This window comes from Streptomyces sp. NBC_01235 (assembly GCF_035989285.1).
Classification (GTDB): Bacteria; Actinomycetota; Actinomycetes; order Streptomycetales; family Streptomycetaceae; genus Streptomyces.
Window position 1 is genome coordinate 2,937,016 of record NZ_CP108513.1, and the last position, 16,136, is coordinate 2,953,151.

A 16,136-nucleotide genomic window follows, 5' to 3' on the forward strand; every position below is an offset into this window, starting at 1 on the left:
TGAACGCACGAAGGGGCGGGACCCGGTGTCACCGGGTCCCGCCCCTTCGTGCTCAACGACTGGCTGACCGACGTGCGTCAGTCCTCGTCGCGGTCGGCTTCGTCCTCGGCCTTCTCCGCGACAGCCTCCTCGGTCTCGCTCTCGGTCTCGCTCTCGCTCTCGGTCTCGCTCTCGCTCTCGGTCTCGCTCTCGTCGAGGGCGTCGACGAAGTCCACTCCGTCCAGCTCGGCGAGCCGGTCGGAGGCGTCCGTGCTGCCGTCCCGGTCGGCCTCGACGGCCTTCGCGAACCACTCCCGCGCCTCACCGTCACGCCCGGCGGCGAGCAGCGCGTCGGCATACGCGTACCGCAGCCGCGCGGTCCACGGCTGGACGGAGCTGGAGGCCAGCTCCGGGCTCTGCAGCGTCACGATGGCCGCGTCCAGCTGACCCATGTCACGCCGGGCGCCGGCCGCGACGAGCCGCATCTCCACCTGGCCGGCCTTGTCGAGCTTGTTCACCTCGGGAGCACCGGCCATGTCCAGCGCCTTCTCCGGCCGCCCGAGCCCACGCTCGCAGTCGGCCATGACCGGCCACAGCTCGACGCCGCCGGTCATCCGCCGCGCGGCCCGGAACTCGGCGAGCGCCTCGCTGTACTTCTGGTTGGCGTAGGCGGCGAACCCGCCCGCCTCCCGCACGGCGGCGACGCGCGAGGCCAGCCGCAGGGCCACCTTGGAGTAGGCGTACGCCCTCTCGGGGTCCTCGTCGATCAGCCGGGCGACCATCACCAGGTTCTTGGCGACGTCGTCGGCAAGCGTCTTGGGCAGGCTCTGCAGCTCCTGCCGTACGTCCTTGTCGATCTCCTCGCCGGTGACGTCCTCGGGGATCGGCAGCCGCTTGATCGGCTCACGGTCCCGGTCCCGCTCGTCACGGAAGCGGCCGCCGCCGCCACGCCCGTCGTCGCGACGGTCGTCGCGCCCGTCACGGCCCCGGAAACCACCGGGCCGCGCACCGCGGTCGTCGCGACGGGGACCACGAGCACCCCGGTCGTCCCGCCCACGGAAGCCACCGCGCTCGCCACGGCTGTCGTCACGACGGACGTAACCACCGCGGTCATCGCCCCGACGGTCGTCACGGCGGTCGTCACGCCTCTCGTCCCGGCGGAAGGGGGGACGCTCGCCACGGTCGTCCCGGCGGAAGGGGGGACGCTCGCCACGGTCGTCACGGCGGTCGTCACGCCTCTCGTCCCGGCGGAAGGGGGGACGCTCACCACGGTCGTCACGGCGGTCGTCACGCCTCTCGTCCCGGCGGAAGGGGGGACGCTCACCACGGTCGTCCCGGCGGAAACCGGGCCGGTCCCCACGGTCGTCACGACGCGGTCCGCGGTCACGGTCGTCACGCTGGAACGCCGGACGCGAACCACGATCACCCTCACGACGGTCATCACGACGATCGTCACGACGGCCGAATCCACCGCGATCACGATCACGATCACCGGAACCACCACGATTGTCATCGCGACGGAACCCACCACGATTGTCGTCACGCCGGTCATCGCGCCGGTCGTCCCGACGGAAACCGGGGCGCTCACCACGGTTGTCGTCACGACGGAAACCGGGGCGCTCACCACGGTTGTCGTCACGACGGAAGGGGGGACGCTCACCACGGTCGTCCCGGCGGAAACCGGGCCGGTCCCCACGGTCGTCACGACGCGGTCCGCGGTCACGGTCGTCACGCTGGAACGCCGGACGCGAACCACGATCACCCTCACGACGATCGTCACGACGGCCGAATCCACCGCGATCACGATCACGATCACCGGAACCACCACGATTGTCATCGCGACGGAACCCACCACGATTGTCGTCACGCCGGTCATCGCGCCGATCGTCACGCCGGTCGTCCCGACGGAAACCGGGGCGCTCACCACGCTCACCACGGCTCCGCTCGTCACGACCCCGGTCATCGCGACGATCGTCGCGACGGACGTGACCAGCACGGTCGTTGTCGCGACGGAAGCCGCCACGATCCCCGCGGCTGGCGCCGCGATCGCCGCGGTCCCCACTGTCCCGTCGCCGCTGGTCGCGCTCCGGTCGGTCGTCGGGAGAGTTGGTGGACATCGGGTGACTCCTGTCTTCGGTACCGCAAACATTCTCGCGCACTCGGGTACCCGGCGCGCTTCGGAAAAACAAAAAGGACCCTTGGTCCCAGCTGAACGCTGGGACCAAGGGTCCTTCCAAAGATTGTTCGGCGGCGTCCTACTCTCCCACAGGGTCCCCCCTGCAGTACCATCGGCGCTGTAAGGCTTAGCTTCCGGGTTCGAAATGTAACCGGGCGTTTCCCTCACGCTATGGCCACCGAAACCCTAATGGTTTCGAGCGAACAAGCACACTTTTTACTTGTTTTCAGCTCTAGCCGGCAACAGTCGTTGCCTCAGAACTAACACAGTGGACGCGAGCAACTGAGGACAAGCCCTCGGCCTATTAGTACCAGTCAGCTTCACCCATTACTGGGCTTCCACATCCGGCCTATCAACCCAGTCGTCTACTGGGAGCCTTACCCCATCAAGTGGGTGGGAATACTCATCTCGAAGCAGGCTTCCCGCTTAGATGCTTTCAGCGGTTATCCCTCCCGAACGTAGCCAACCAGCCATGCCCTTGGCAGAACAACTGGCACACCAGAGGTTCGTCCGTCCCGGTCCTCTCGTACTAGGGACAGCCCTTCTCAATATTCCTGCGCGCGCAGCGGATAGGGACCGAACTGTCTCACGACGTTCTAAACCCAGCTCGCGTACCGCTTTAATGGGCGAACAGCCCAACCCTTGGGACCGACTCCAGCCCCAGGATGCGACGAGCCGACATCGAGGTGCCAAACCATCCCGTCGATATGGACTCTTGGGGAAGATCAGCCTGTTATCCCCGGGGTACCTTTTATCCGTTGAGCGACGGCGCTTCCACAAGCCACCGCCGGATCACTAGTCCCGACTTTCGTCCCTGCTCGACCCGTCGGTCTCACAGTCAAGCTCCCTTGTGCACTTACACTCAACACCTGATTGCCAACCAGGCTGAGGGAACCTTTGGGCGCCTCCGTTACTCTTTAGGAGGCAACCGCCCCAGTTAAACTACCCATCAGACACTGTCCCTGATCCGGATCACGGACCCAGGTTAGACATCCAGCACGACCAGAGTGGTATTTCAACGACGACTCCACCTGAACTGGCGTCCAAGCTTCACAGTCTCCCACCTATCCTACACAAGCCGAACCGAACACCAATATCAAACTGTAGTAAAGGTCCCGGGGTCTTTCCGTCCTGCTGCGCGAAACGAGCATCTTTACTCGTAGTGCAATTTCACCGGGCCTATGGTTGAGACAGTCGAGAAGTCGTTACGCCATTCGTGCAGGTCGGAACTTACCCGACAAGGAATTTCGCTACCTTAGGATGGTTATAGTTACCACCGCCGTTTACTGGCGCTTAAGTTCTCAGCTTCGCCACCCCGAAGAGTGACTAACCGGTCCCCTTAACGTTCCAGCACCGGGCAGGCGTCAGTCCGTATACATCGCCTTACGGCTTCGCACGGACCTGTGTTTTTAGTAAACAGTCGCTTCTCGCTGGTCTCTGCGGCCACCCCCAGCTCGAGGAGCAAGTCCTCTCACCAGTGATGGCCCCCCTTCTCCCGAAGTTACGGGGGCATTTTGCCGAGTTCCTTAACCATAGTTCACCCGAACGCCTCGGTATTCTCTACCTGACCACCTGAGTCGGTTTAGGGTACGGGCCGCCATGAAACTCGCTAGAGGCTTTTCTCGACAGCATAGGATCATCCACTTCGCCACAATCGGCTCGGCATCAGGTCTCAGCCCCATGTGCGACGGATTTGCCTATCGCACGGCCTACACCCTTACCCCGGGACAACCACCGCCCGGGATGGACTACCTTCCTGCGTCACCCCATCACTCACCTACTACAAGTCTGGTCCGTCGGCTCCACCACTTTCCATTCCCCGAAGGGTCCGGAACGGCTTCACGGACTTAGCATCGCCTGATTCAATGTTTGACGCTTCACAGCGGGTACCGGAATATCAACCGGTTATCCATCGACTACGCCTGTCGGCCTCGCCTTAGGTCCCGACTTACCCTGGGCAGATCAGCTTGACCCAGGAACCCTTAGTCAATCGGCGCACACGTTTCTCACGTGTGAATCGCTACTCATGCCTGCATTCTCACTCGTGAACCGTCCACAACTCGCTTACGCGGCTGCTTCACCCGGCACACGACGCTCCCCTACCCATCCATACAGGCGTTGGCCCTATTGTATGAATGACACGACTTCGGCGGTACGCTTGAGCCCCGCTACATTGTCGGCGCGGAATCACTAGACCAGTGAGCTATTACGCACTCTTTCAAGGGTGGCTGCTTCTAAGCCAACCTCCTGGTTGTCTGTGCGACTCCACATCCTTTCCCACTTAGCGTACGCTTAGGGGCCTTAGTCGATGCTCTGGGCTGTTTCCCTCTCGACCATGGAGCTTATCCCCCACAGTCTCACTGCCGCGCTCTCACTTACCGGCATTCGGAGTTTGGCTAAGGTCAGTAACCCGGTAGGGCCCATCGCCTATCCAGTGCTCTACCTCCGGCAAGAAACACACGACGCTGCACCTAAATGCATTTCGGGGAGAACCAGCTATCACGGAGTTTGATTGGCCTTTCACCCCTAACCACAGGTCATCCCCCAGGTTTTCAACCCTGGTGGGTTCGGTCCTCCACGAAGTCTTACCTCCGCTTCAACCTGCCCATGGCTAGATCACTCCGCTTCGGGTCTTGAGCGTGCTACTGAAACGCCCTGTTCGGACTCGCTTTCGCTACGGCTACCCCACCCGGGTTAACCTCGCAACACACCGCAAACTCGCAGGCTCATTCTTCAAAAGGCACGCAGTCACGAGACACCAAGCAAGCTTGATGTCCGACGCTCCCACGGCTTGTAGGCACACGGTTTCAGGTACTATTTCACTCCGCTCCCGCGGTACTTTTCACCATTCCCTCACGGTACTATCCGCTATCGGTCACCAGGGAATATTTAGGCTTAGCGGGTGGTCCCGCCAGATTCACACGGGATTTCTCGGGCCCCGTGCTACTTGGGTGTCTCTCAAACGAGCCGCTGATGTTTCGACTACGGGGGTCTTACCCTCTACGCCGGACCTTTCGCATGTCCTTCGCCTACATCAACGGTTTCTGACTCGTCTCACGGCCGGCAGACCGTAAAAGAGAGATCCCACAACCCCGTACACGCAACCCCTGCCGGGTCTCACACGTATACGGTTTGGCCTCATCCGGTTTCGCTCGCCACTACTCCCGGAATCACGGTTGTTTTCTCTTCCTGCGGGTACTGAGATGTTTCACTTCCCCGCGTTCCCTCCACATACCCTATGTGTTCAGGTATGGGTGACAGCCCATGACGACTGCCGGGTTTCCCCATTCGGAAACCCCCGGATCAAAGCCTGGTTGACGACTCCCCGGGGACTATCGTGGCCTCCCACGTCCTTCATCGGTTCCTGGTGCCAAGGCATCCACCGTGCGCCCTTAAAAACTTGGCCACAGATGCTCGCGTCCACTGTGCAGTTCTCAAACAACGACCAGCCACCCATCACCCCCGAGTCACACCCGGAGTTCACTGGGGCCGGCACTGAAGGCAGCCATACGGCCATACCCTCAGACACCCAACAGCGTGCCCGACCCGGTCCCGCCCGGAGATCATGCTTTCCACGCCCCGAAGAGCAGTACTCGCAGCCTCCGACCCGTGAACCGGACCGAATAATCAACGTTCCACCCATGAGCAACCAGCATCGGACGTACGCCGATGTACTGGCCCCTGGACAACCTTGCGGCTGCCTAGAAGTGCTCCTTAGAAAGGAGGTGATCCAGCCGCACCTTCCGGTACGGCTACCTTGTTACGACTTCGTCCCAATCGCCAGTCCCACCTTCGACAGCTCCCTCCCACAAGGGGTTGGGCCACCGGCTTCGGGTGTTACCGACTTTCGTGACGTGACGGGCGGTGTGTACAAGGCCCGGGAACGTATTCACCGCAGCAATGCTGATCTGCGATTACTAGCAACTCCGACTTCATGGGGTCGAGTTGCAGACCCCAATCCGAACTGAGACCGGCTTTTTGAGATTCGCTCCACCTCACGGTTTCGCAGCTCTTTGTACCGGCCATTGTAGCACGTGTGCAGCCCAAGACATAAGGGGCATGATGACTTGACGTCGTCCCCACCTTCCTCCGAGTTGACCCCGGCAGTCTCCTGTGAGTCCCCATCACCCCGAAGGGCATGCTGGCAACACAGAACAAGGGTTGCGCTCGTTGCGGGACTTAACCCAACATCTCACGACACGAGCTGACGACAGCCATGCACCACCTGTACACCGACCACAAGGGGGCGACCATCTCTGGCCGTTTCCGGTGTATGTCAAGCCTTGGTAAGGTTCTTCGCGTTGCGTCGAATTAAGCCACATGCTCCGCTGCTTGTGCGGGCCCCCGTCAATTCCTTTGAGTTTTAGCCTTGCGGCCGTACTCCCCAGGCGGGGAACTTAATGCGTTAGCTGCGGCACCGACGACGTGGAATGTCGCCAACACCTAGTTCCCACCGTTTACGGCGTGGACTACCAGGGTATCTAATCCTGTTCGCTCCCCACGCTTTCGCTCCTCAGCGTCAGTAATGGCCCAGAGATCCGCCTTCGCCACCGGTGTTCCTCCTGATATCTGCGCATTTCACCGCTACACCAGGAATTCCGATCTCCCCTACCACACTCTAGTCTGCCCGTATCGAATGCAGACCCGGGGTTAAGCCCCGGGCTTTCACATCCGACGTGACAGACCGCCTACGAGCTCTTTACGCCCAATAATTCCGGACAACGCTTGCGCCCTACGTATTACCGCGGCTGCTGGCACGTAGTTAGCCGGCGCTTCTTCTGCAGGTACCGTCACTTTCGCTTCTTCCCTGCTGAAAGAGGTTTACAACCCGAAGGCCGTCATCCCTCACGCGGCGTCGCTGCATCAGGCTTTCGCCCATTGTGCAATATTCCCCACTGCTGCCTCCCGTAGGAGTCTGGGCCGTGTCTCAGTCCCAGTGTGGCCGGTCGCCCTCTCAGGCCGGCTACCCGTCGTCGCCTTGGTGAGCCATTACCTCACCAACAAGCTGATAGGCCGCGGGCTCATCCTTCACCGCCGGAGCTTTCAACCCCCACCCATGCGAGTGGAAGTGATATCCGGTATTAGACCCCGTTTCCAGGGCTTGTCCCAGAGTGAAGGGCAGATTGCCCACGTGTTACTCACCCGTTCGCCACTAATCCCCACCGAAGTGGTTCATCGTTCGACTTGCATGTGTTAAGCACGCCGCCAGCGTTCGTCCTGAGCCAGGATCAAACTCTCCGTGAATGTTTTCCCGTAATCGGGATCGCACACACGAGAGCGGAACAGCCAGGCGGAATAAGCCCGGCCGTTCACAGCGTCCTCGCTGTGTTTTTTCAAAGGAACCTCATCCTCGGCTATCACTGCCGGGGACGGGGTATCAACATATCTGGCGTTGATTTTTGGCACGCTGTTGAGTTCTCAAGGAACGGACGCTTCCTTTGTACTCACCCGAGAGACTCTCTCAGGCTTTCCTCCGGGCGCTTCCCTTCGGTCTTGCGTTTCCGACTCTATCAGATCGTTTTCGCGATCCGATTCCCTGTCGGCGGGATTGCCTTGGGCTTTGGGCTTTCGCCCCTCGGCCTTTCGACATTCACTACGTTAGCCGATTCCCTCCGCAACTCATAATCGAGTTCCGCCGAGTTGGAATTCGGGCATGCGGGCATGCCGAATTCGCTCCCGTTGAGGGACGTCATAGGTAGTGGGTTGGCCGCTTCCGGCTGCTGGCGATTGCCGTACCCGGTTCAAGCGGCTCGGGCTACGTTACGCCCCGGCCAACAGCGAGTCAACTTCGGCGTCGTCTGGGGGCGTGGGCCCGATACGAGGTCACCGTCGGGTCCTTGGCGCCCCAATGTCGCCAGGGGTGGACGGCTCCGTCGCCGGAGACCCCGGTGCGCGGACCGCTATGTACCTGGTCGGAGGGGACCGGGGTACCCGTCAGGATCCTCAGCGGGGTCTCCCCGGTGGCACAGGCGTCGGTGCCGTAGAGGGCTCGGTCGACGCCGAGGGCGGGGCCAGGCGGGCAGGGCCTTTGGCCAGTTCCTTGTCATTTCGGGCCGAGAGGCGACGACGTCGAGTACCTGTGGGAGGAGTCGGACTCGAAGACCCCGACCGGATCGACTACGTGCGGACGGTTGTCATGCCGGTCCGCGAACTCGTCGAGCTGCTGCCGAGAGGTCGAGGAGTCCGAGGGTTCGAGTCGGACCACTGCCGGATCACCTTCCAAAACCCGTGAGCGACGCGTGACGGCCGGCCGAGCGGCCGGTAGCCAACGACAGGGGCGTCGCCCCTGGGGGGCGCCCTTCTGTGGACGATCACGTCGTCATTCCCCAGGGCGTGACCGTGTGAGGCTCGTTCCGATCCGGTCCAGCATCTGACCGAGCAGGCGGAGAGCTCGGGCTCGTGTCGGTGCTCCGCGGGAGGTGCCCCGCCAGTAGTCGTCGGTGAACGTATCGAGGGTGACGAGGGTCTGGTGTCCGTCGTCTGCGGCCAGCACCAGGACGAACCGCACGACGCACCTGGTTGTCCAAGGCGTTGTTGCTGGGCACCCTGCCGTCCCGGTCGGCAAGGATCTTGTTCGGCTCATCCGGCGGGAGCTCGGCGTGCCCGATCTGGTTCGCCCACCCCATGGCCGCGGACTCGACGCGGTGGGCGTAGTCGAAGCGTGGGTTTCGTGCCCGCGGCTTGTACTCCTCCTGAGACACCGCGGCGAAGTCGCCTTCGAACTGAAACGGGATACGTCCCACTGTTGGCAGTCCCTTCCTGTGAGGCGCACACGGGTGCGCCAGTGACCCCCACCGGACGGCGGGACATGTCTCTCCCTTTCTTCGCGGGGGTGGACCGGCCATGGCTGGCGCGGTCTCTTCACAGGTGACGCCCAAGGCTTTGCGCTTGGACTCGGTCTCGTGCAGTCGGGAGCGACGGCGGCGACCTGGCCGAGGGTTCTTACACGAAGGAGGGAGGACCCCCGTTAGCCTCGATCGTTCATGAGTCCTCGTCGGTTCGCTGACGGGGACTCCGCGTTTGTGTGGTGCGGTCTTTTCGGGGTTGGGGCAGGGCGAGGGTCCGGCTTTCGCGTCGGATGGGCGCCGGGTTCCACTTCGCCGGTGTGGTGGTGCGGGTCGTCGGGACGGTCGATGTGGCTGGTCAGCCGGGGTTCGGCAGGGCGTGGAGCCTGACGATCGCGTGGCTGATGACGGCGGTCCAGGGCCATCGGGTGGGCAGGCGGAGCCAGCGGCGGCGGCCGGTGTTCACGAGCTGCGCGGGGGCGGAGAACAGCCGCAGCCGGAGCTTCTTGGGCTCCCAGCGGCGGGCATCGCCGCTCAGTGCGAGCATCGGCATCCAGGCGAGGAGGTCGAGTGCGAGGGAGACGATCTCCAGCCAGATCCGGTTTTGTGCCGTGTCGTGCAGGGGCAGATTGCGCAGGCCGGTGGCGCGGGCGCCGCGGATGCGGTCCTCGCAGCGGGCCCGCCTGCGGTGACGCAGTTCGAGGTCGGCGAGCTGGCCGCCTTTGGTGTTGGTCGCGAAGCAGGTGAGCCGCAGTCCGTCGAGGTCGGTGAAGCGCAACTGTGCCCCGGGGTGCGGGCGTTCCTTGCGGACGATCAGCCGCATGCCCTTCGGCCAGGTGCTCAGGTCGGGCATGTCGGTGATCTCTGCGACCCAGGCTCCGGGCCGTTCGGTGCCGCCCGCGTCGTAGGCCGGTGTCCATGCCTTCTTCGGGATCTTCAGGACGGCCTGGTGGATGGCGTCGGTGATGGTCATTCCGACGGAATACGACAGCCACCGGCCGCGCCGGGAGAGCCAGTCGAGGAAGGCGTGGGTGCCGCCGCCGGAGTCGGTGCGGATCAGCGTCTGCCGTCCCCGCCGCAGGCGTTTGGGCAGCTGGGCCAGGGCGAGTTGGGCGGTCTCGATGTGATCGGCGGCGGTGTTGGAGCCCGCGTTGCCGGGCCGCAGCAGGGCCGCCACCGGCTCTCCGGACCCGGCTGGGCCGTGGTCGACGAACGCGACAAGCGGGTGATGGCCGAAGGTCTTCTTCCAGGTCGCGGTGGCGTCTTGTTTCTCGGAGTGGGCGAGGACCAGCACGCCGTCGATGTCCACGATCACCTGGCCGTCGGCGGCCGGACTGCTTGCCCCGGCCAACTCCCAGACTCGCTGACGTACTTCGGAACGCGCGCCGCGGATCGCTGCAAGAGCTTTCGGGCCGGACGCGGCGAGCGCGTCGACGAGGCGGGAGACGGTCGGATCGGAGGCCACCGGGCCGAACACCGCCGGCTCGGCCCGCAGCATGCCGACGTCGGCCAGACAGTCACCGCCGAGTGCGACGGCCAGCGCCACATCCAGCAGGATCTTGCCCGGATCGTGCACGGCCCGCCGCTTGCGCCACGGCGCCAGCGCCGCGGATATCGCGGTGTCCAGGCCGGACCTGCGGACCGTCTCGACCAGCAGCACGGCCCCGGCCTGGGCAACAACTCCACGGCCGCCGCCCTCGACACGGACACGCGGGTACGACCCGCTACTCTTCTTCACCTGGAGAGTGCTTCTTTCCTTGCAGTGACAGGACCCTCGACAAGTCCCATCGTTGCAGGTCAGCAGCACTCTCCATTTATTTGATCAAGACTCGGACAGACCCACTCGCGAAAGCGCGAGGTTAGGGAGCCCTCCCGTGTGGTGCTGCTCTGTTCTTATCGGTCGCTGTGGATAAGTCGTCTTGCGGATGAGATCGGTGAAGTCGCGGGGGAAGACCATGACAGCCCGCCCGAGCGGGACGATGACCCGTCCCTGTCGAGTCGTTAGCGGCCGTCCGTTGATGTACACCGTTGGCTGCTCGTCGTTGTGCACGGTGCCCGTGATCCTGGTGGTGCGGAAGAACGCACCGAGGGGTCATCCCCACCCCTCCGGCCCGGGTCGGCGCACGTCGACAGTCACCCGACCGGCCAGGAAAGTGTCACGCGCCACGCTCGCGAGCGATCACGCATCTTCGGACCCGACTCCGCGCCGACTCATCGGCGAGCCGCGAGCAAGGCGCACAGCGGCTCAGGCTCCGGCGGACGGCTTGGCTCTCGGGCTCAGTCGGTACGCCGAGACCGTTGGATCCCCCGCGAGGTAGAAGCGGTGCTGCCAGTCGTGGGCTTTGCTCACGCCTACCCGAGGACCGACCCGGATGAGTGCGGCGGGTACTGGCTCGCCCTCGGACAGCGCGACCGAGGCGCCTGTCAGTAGGTCTGTGCCGTTGTGCTCTGCCGTGATGCCGAGCGCTTGGCAGAAGTTCCCCGGACCCCGCGCGAGACGTGGACTCTCGACCTTGCCCCCTCGCCGCTCGCGGGCCAGGTCTTCCCCTTCGATGACCCTGCCTGCCCGGATGAGGACAGCTGTAGCGATGCCGTCTGTCCCGGTGACGATGTTGGCGCACCAGTGGAGTCCGTGAGACCGGTAGACGTACAGGTGTCCCGCGGGTCCGAACATGACGGCGTTTCGGGGTGTCCTGCCTCGGTAGGCGTGGGAGGCAGGGTCGGCCGAACCGGAGTACGCCTCGGTCTCCGTGATGGTGATGCTCACGGTTCCCTCGGGGGTCTCGTGGGTGAGGACGGCACCGAGCAGCTTGGGGGCGACTTCTTCAGCGGGGTGAGCAAGATCCATGGCGTTCACGCCGACCGCCTTGACATGCCGTAGGTGAAGTAGACGTACACGCGTCCGGGCGGACCGAACATCACGCTGTTGCGGGCCGTGGGGCCCCGGAAGACGTGGGAACCGGGGTCGTTCGGGCCGTCGTAGGCCTCGACCTCCGTGAGGCGCAGGGTGATCGGACCGTCGGGAGTCGTACGGACGAGGAGGCGGCCGAGGAGATCCTGGGCCACCACCAGGACAGGGCGGTCGAAAAAGGTCCTGGGGTGGGGCGTACGGTCGGAGGTCGCGATCATGCCCTCCGAGCGTAGTGCAGACCGGTGGGTGCGTCGGGGTGGTCAGCGGGCACTCGGCTTGCCAGGGTGTGGAGCGCGGAACCGGCCACGTCCGGATCGCGTTTGTAGGGATCAAGGGATCCCGTAGTTGAGGTCGTAGAAGGTCACGAGGGAGAGACATGGCGTTCAAGAAGCTGCTCGCGAGTCTGGGGGCCGGTGGGGCTTCGGTCGAGACGGTGCTGACCGAGGTCAACGTCGTTCCGGGCGGTGTCGTTCAGGGCGAGGTGCGGATCCAGGGCGGGTCCGTCAACCAGCAGATCGAGGGGCTGTCGGTCGGACTGCAGGCCAAGGTCGAGGTCGAGAGCGGCGACCAGGAGTACAAGCAGGACATCGAGTTCACGAAGCTGCGGCTCGGGGGTGCCTTCGAGTTGCAGGCGGGTGCCGTGCACGCGGTGCCGTTCGGGCTCGAGATCCCTTGGGAGACGCCGGTCACGACGATCGACGGGCAGACGCTGCGCGGCATGCACATCGGGGTGACCACCGAGCTGGAGATCGCCCGCGCCGTGGACTCCGGTGACCTGGACCCGATCAACGTCCACCCGCTGCCGGCGCAGAAGGCGATCCTGGACGCCTTCATCCAGCTGGGTTTCCGCTTCAAGAACGCGGACATGGAGCGCGGTCACATCCGCGGTACGCGGCAGAAGCTGCCGTTCTACCAGGAGATCGAGTTCTTCCCGCCGTCGCAGTACCGGGGGCTGAACCAGGTCGAGCTGAGCTTCGTGGCCGACGAGCACGCGATGGACGTCGTCCTGGAGATGGACAAGAAGCCGGGGCTGTTCAGCGAGAGCAGTGACACCTTCCGCTCGTTCCAGGTGGGTCTGAACGACTACCAGGCGACCGACTGGGCGGCATACCTCAACCAGTGGCTGTCCGAGGTCGGCAGCAAGCGCAACTGGTTCTGAGACGCGGAGGCGCGGAGGGCCCGGAGTGCCGTACGGCGTTCCGGGCCCTCTGTACGTGCCGAATCAGGGGCCGTCACATGCGGGCGTAGCCCTGGGTGGTGACCCTCTCGAAGGAGAGGTGGACGACCGTGGCCCGGTCCGTGGGGTCGGTGTTCGTCTCGCGCAGGGTGGTGAGCTCGTCCGTGGTGAGGGCGCGGCGGATCAGGCGGAACAGGAAGACGTCTCCGGTGGTCTCGTCGGCGACGGGGGTGGCGTTGTCGCGGGTGTACGGCGCTTCGGGGTCGGTTTCGCTGCCGGACAGGACGGTTCTCGTCGGGCCCCAGGTGCGGCCGTCGTTGGTGGAGCGTCGTACGTCGATGTCGATGGGACCGCTGTCGGCGCAGGACGGGGAGTGACGGCCTTCGGCGAAGGCCAGGAGTGTGCCCGCCCTGGTGCGTATGAGGGAGGGGATGCGGAAGCAGCCGTAGCCGCCGGTGCCGGAGCGGAAGAGGGTCTGTTGGGTGCCGACGAGCCGGTCGTCGGAGGTCCGGGTGCCGCTCGCGTCCGCGGCGGGTGCGGCGACGAGGGTGGTGGCTACGGACAACAGGACGACGGCCTGGGTTCTTCGGCGGCGTCCGCGACCGACACATGATCTCTGCTGAGGCATCGGTCAACGGTAGGTGACGGTGTGAAGGTCGTAGGCTCCGGAATGAGTGCCTTTCCGATCTATCTGGAGGTGTCGAGGTGACCGAGTCCAAGAGGCGGCCGCTGCCGCACGATTTCCATCCGCCGGTGCCGTCGTTCACGGTCTCGAGCGAGGACGTGCGGGAGGGGGCGAAGCTCAAGGACGCGCAGGTCCATGCGGCGGGGAACACCTCGCCGCAGTTGCGGTGGGAGGGTTTCCCCTCCGGGACCAAGAGCTTCGCCGTGACCTGCTACGACCCCGATGCTCCGACGGGCAGTGGGTTCTGGCACTGGGTCGTGTTCGACATCCCGGCCTCGGTGACCGAGCTGCCGGCGGGTGCGGGCAGCGGCACGTTCGAGGGGCTGCCGGCGGGTGCCGTGCAGGCGCGCAACGACTACGGCAGCAAGGACTTCGGCGGTGCCGCTCCGCCGCCGGGGGACGGGCCGCACCGGTACGTCTTCACGGTGTACGCGGTGGATCAGGAGAAGCTCGGTCCGGACGCGGACGCCTCACCCGCCGTCGTGGGCTTCAACCTGCGGTTCCACGCGATCGCCCGTGCCCAGCTGATCGGTGAGTACGAACATCCCACAGAGGGATGAGTCAGCTCATCGTTCACTGAACGTTTGCCCGTCTCTGGTCTTGGAATTGATCAGAGGCGGGCATTTTGTTGCCGGGGGTCGCGGGGGTCACCTCCCGTGGAGCAGCAGATATTGCGTTGTCCATCTCGGCGTGCCCGGCCAGAGTTGATCCCAGCCCGCCAGGGGGTGGGCCGGTGCACACAGGAGGTGGGCTGGTATGCGGGACACGCTGGTACTGAACGCGAGCTTCGAGCCGCTGTCGACGGTGACGTTGAACCGTGCCGTCGTTCTGGTGCTCCAGGACAAGGCCGTCGTCGAGCAGGCCCACCCCGAACTGCGGATGCGCGGAGCCGAGGTCGACATCCCGGCGCCGCGGGTGATCAGGCTGTGCAGGTATGTACGGGTGCCGTTCCGAAGACAAGCTCCGTGGTCGAGGCGGGGCGTGCTGGTCAGGGACCGGCACCGGTGCGCGTACTGCGGTCGGCGGGCGACGACCGTGGACCACGTGGTGCCGCGGGCGCAGGGTGGTCAGGACTCGTGGCTGAACACGGTCGCCTCGTGCGCGCAGGACAACCACCGTAAGGCGGACCGGACTCCGGAGCAGGCGGAGATGCCGTTGCTGCGGCAGCCGTTCGAGCCGACACCGGCGGACGCGATGCTCTTGGCCTTGGGGCAGGAGGACTTCGCCGCGCTGCCGGACTGGTTGGCGGGGGAGGCCGCGTAGCCTCTGCCGGGATCGGTCGTCCGGCGGCTGACGGTTCGTCGTGGCTTGTCGAGCAGTTCCCCGCGCCCCTGAGGTGGGTGCGGGGAACCTGTGCGGTGAGGGGCCGTGTCAGTCGATCGACGGCTTCTCGCGACGTTCGTTGCCGCCGCCACCGTTGCCGGAGTTGTTGCCGCCGCCCGAACCGCCGCCGAAGTTACCGAAGTTGCCCATGGCGCCGGACAGGCCCTTGAGGGCGTCGCCGATCTCGCTGGGGACGATCCAGAGCTTGTTGGCGTCGCCCTCGGCGATCTTCGGGAGCATCTGGAGGTACTGGTAGGAGAGGAGCTTCTGGTCCGGGTCTCCGGCGTGGATCGCCTCGAAGACCGTACGCACGGCCTGGGCCTCGCCCTCGGCGCGCAGGGCGGCGGCCTTGGCCTCACCTTCGGCGCGCAGGATCTGGGACTGCTTCTCGCCCTCGGCGGTGAGGATGGCTGCCTGGCGCGTACCTTCGGCGGTGAGGATCGCGGCGCGCTTGTCACGGTCGGCGCGCATCTGCTTCTCCATCGAGTCCTGGATGGAGGTCGGGGGCTCGATGGCCTTCAGTTCCACGCGGTTGACGCGGATGCCCCACTTGCCGGTGGCCTCGTCGAGGACGCCGCGCAGGGCCGCGTTGATCTCCTCGCGGGAGGTCAGGGTCCGCTCCAGGTCCATGCCGCCGATGATGTTGCGGAGCGTGGTGACGGTGAGCTGCTCGATGGCCTGGATGTAGCTGGCGACCTCGTACGTCGCGGCGCGTGCGTCGGTCACCTGGTAGTAGATGACCGTGTCGATGTTGACCACCAGGTTGTCCTGGGTGATCACCGGCTGCGGCGGGAACGGTACGACCTGTTCGCGCAGGTCGATGCGGTTGCGGATCGTGTCGATGAACGGGACCACGATGTTGAGGCCCGCGTTGAGTGTCCGCGTGTAGCGGCCGAAGCGCTCCACGATCGCGGCACTCGCCTGCGGGATGACCTGGATCGTCTTGATCAGGGCGATGAAGACCAACACCACCAGAATGACCAGGACGATGATGACCGGTTCCATCGCGGCTCCCCGTACCTTTCTCCGCCTCGGCGCTTTCGGAAGATCTTATGTCTGTTGAAGATCTTGCTGGTCGAGTCTGACAGACCGTCGTGCGG

General features: G+C 64.6%; 9 protein-coding genes, 3 rRNA genes and 2 pseudogenes. 3 read left to right on the plus strand and 11 right to left on the minus strand.

Annotation, left to right across the window (positions count from 1 at the left end):
* Positions 1-77: 77 nt before the first annotated feature.
* From OG289_RS12660 to OG289_RS12700, 9 genes and pseudogenes are all read right to left on the minus strand, one after another.
* Positions 78-869, minus strand: coding sequence for a hypothetical protein (locus OG289_RS12660; RefSeq protein WP_327320659.1), 792 nt, complete (start codon positions 867-869; stop codon positions 78-80).
* The gene (locus OG289_RS49645; protein ID WP_442819079.1) at positions 761-2,002 is read right to left on the minus strand and encodes a hypothetical protein; all 1,242 of its coding nucleotides are present in this window, start codon (positions 2,000-2,002) and stop codon (positions 761-763) included. Before OG289_RS49645 ends, OG289_RS12660 begins: the two co-directional genes overlap by 109 nt.
* Before the next feature lie 219 nt (positions 2,003-2,221).
* Positions 2,222-2,338: ribosomal RNA gene (gene rrf / locus OG289_RS12670) — 5S ribosomal RNA — on the minus strand.
* Positions 2,339-2,439: 101 nt separating this feature from the next.
* A 23S ribosomal RNA gene (locus OG289_RS12675) occupies positions 2,440-5,561 on the minus strand.
* 312 nt (positions 5,562-5,873) lie between these two features.
* Positions 5,874-7,399, minus strand: a 16S ribosomal RNA gene (locus OG289_RS12680).
* The 16S, 23S and 5S rRNA genes sit together here, the layout of an rRNA operon.
* A 538-nt stretch (positions 7,400-7,937) precedes the next feature.
* Positions 7,938-8,227: pseudogene (locus OG289_RS12685) on the minus strand (DNA-3-methyladenine glycosylase); the annotation flags it as partial.
* Positions 8,228-9,298: 1,071 nt separating this feature from the next.
* A complete protein-coding gene (locus tag OG289_RS12690; RefSeq protein ID WP_327314104.1) occupies positions 9,299-10,678 on the minus strand; it encodes an IS1380 family transposase in 1,380 nt (459 codons plus the stop codon).
* Between the two features lie 507 nt (positions 10,679-11,185).
* Entirely contained in the window at positions 11,186-11,797 is a 612-nt protein-coding gene (locus OG289_RS12695) for a DNA-3-methyladenine glycosylase (RefSeq protein WP_327314105.1), read from the minus strand.
* Positions 11,798-11,811: 14 nt separating this feature from the next.
* Positions 11,812-12,069 (minus strand): annotated as a pseudogene (locus OG289_RS12700) (DNA-3-methyladenine glycosylase); the annotation flags it as partial.
* Between the two features lie 158 nt (positions 12,070-12,227).
* Here OG289_RS12700 and OG289_RS12705 point away from each other — a divergent pair.
* On the plus strand, positions 12,228-13,010 hold the full coding sequence (locus OG289_RS12705; RefSeq protein WP_327314106.1) for a sporulation protein: 783 nt from the start codon (positions 12,228-12,230) through the stop codon (positions 13,008-13,010).
* Positions 13,011-13,083: 73 nt separating this feature from the next.
* On the opposite strand, the gene OG289_RS12710 is transcribed toward OG289_RS12705, so the two are convergent.
* Positions 13,084-13,593, minus strand: coding sequence for a sialidase family protein (locus OG289_RS12710; protein ID WP_327314107.1), 510 nt, complete (start codon positions 13,591-13,593; stop codon positions 13,084-13,086).
* Between the two features lie 140 nt (positions 13,594-13,733).
* Here OG289_RS12710 and OG289_RS12715 point away from each other — a divergent pair, with 140 nt between their 5' ends.
* Both OG289_RS12715 and OG289_RS12720 read left to right on the plus strand, forming a co-directional pair.
* Positions 13,734-14,273 carry a YbhB/YbcL family Raf kinase inhibitor-like protein gene (locus OG289_RS12715; RefSeq protein ID WP_327314108.1) on the plus strand — a complete coding sequence of 180 codons (540 nt, stop codon included), beginning with the start codon at positions 13,734-13,736 and terminating at the stop codon, positions 14,271-14,273.
* Positions 14,274-14,469: 196 nt separating this feature from the next.
* Positions 14,470-14,976, plus strand: a complete 507-nt coding sequence (locus OG289_RS12720) for an HNH endonuclease (protein ID WP_327314109.1) — start codon at positions 14,470-14,472, stop codon at positions 14,974-14,976.
* Between the two features lie 108 nt (positions 14,977-15,084).
* Here OG289_RS12720 and OG289_RS12725 read toward each other — a convergent pair whose 3' ends face one another.
* Complete coding sequence (locus tag OG289_RS12725) at positions 15,085-16,041, minus strand: SPFH domain-containing protein (RefSeq protein ID WP_327314110.1); 957 nt, start codon at positions 16,039-16,041, stop codon at positions 15,085-15,087.
* Positions 16,042-16,136 lie beyond the last annotated feature (95 nt).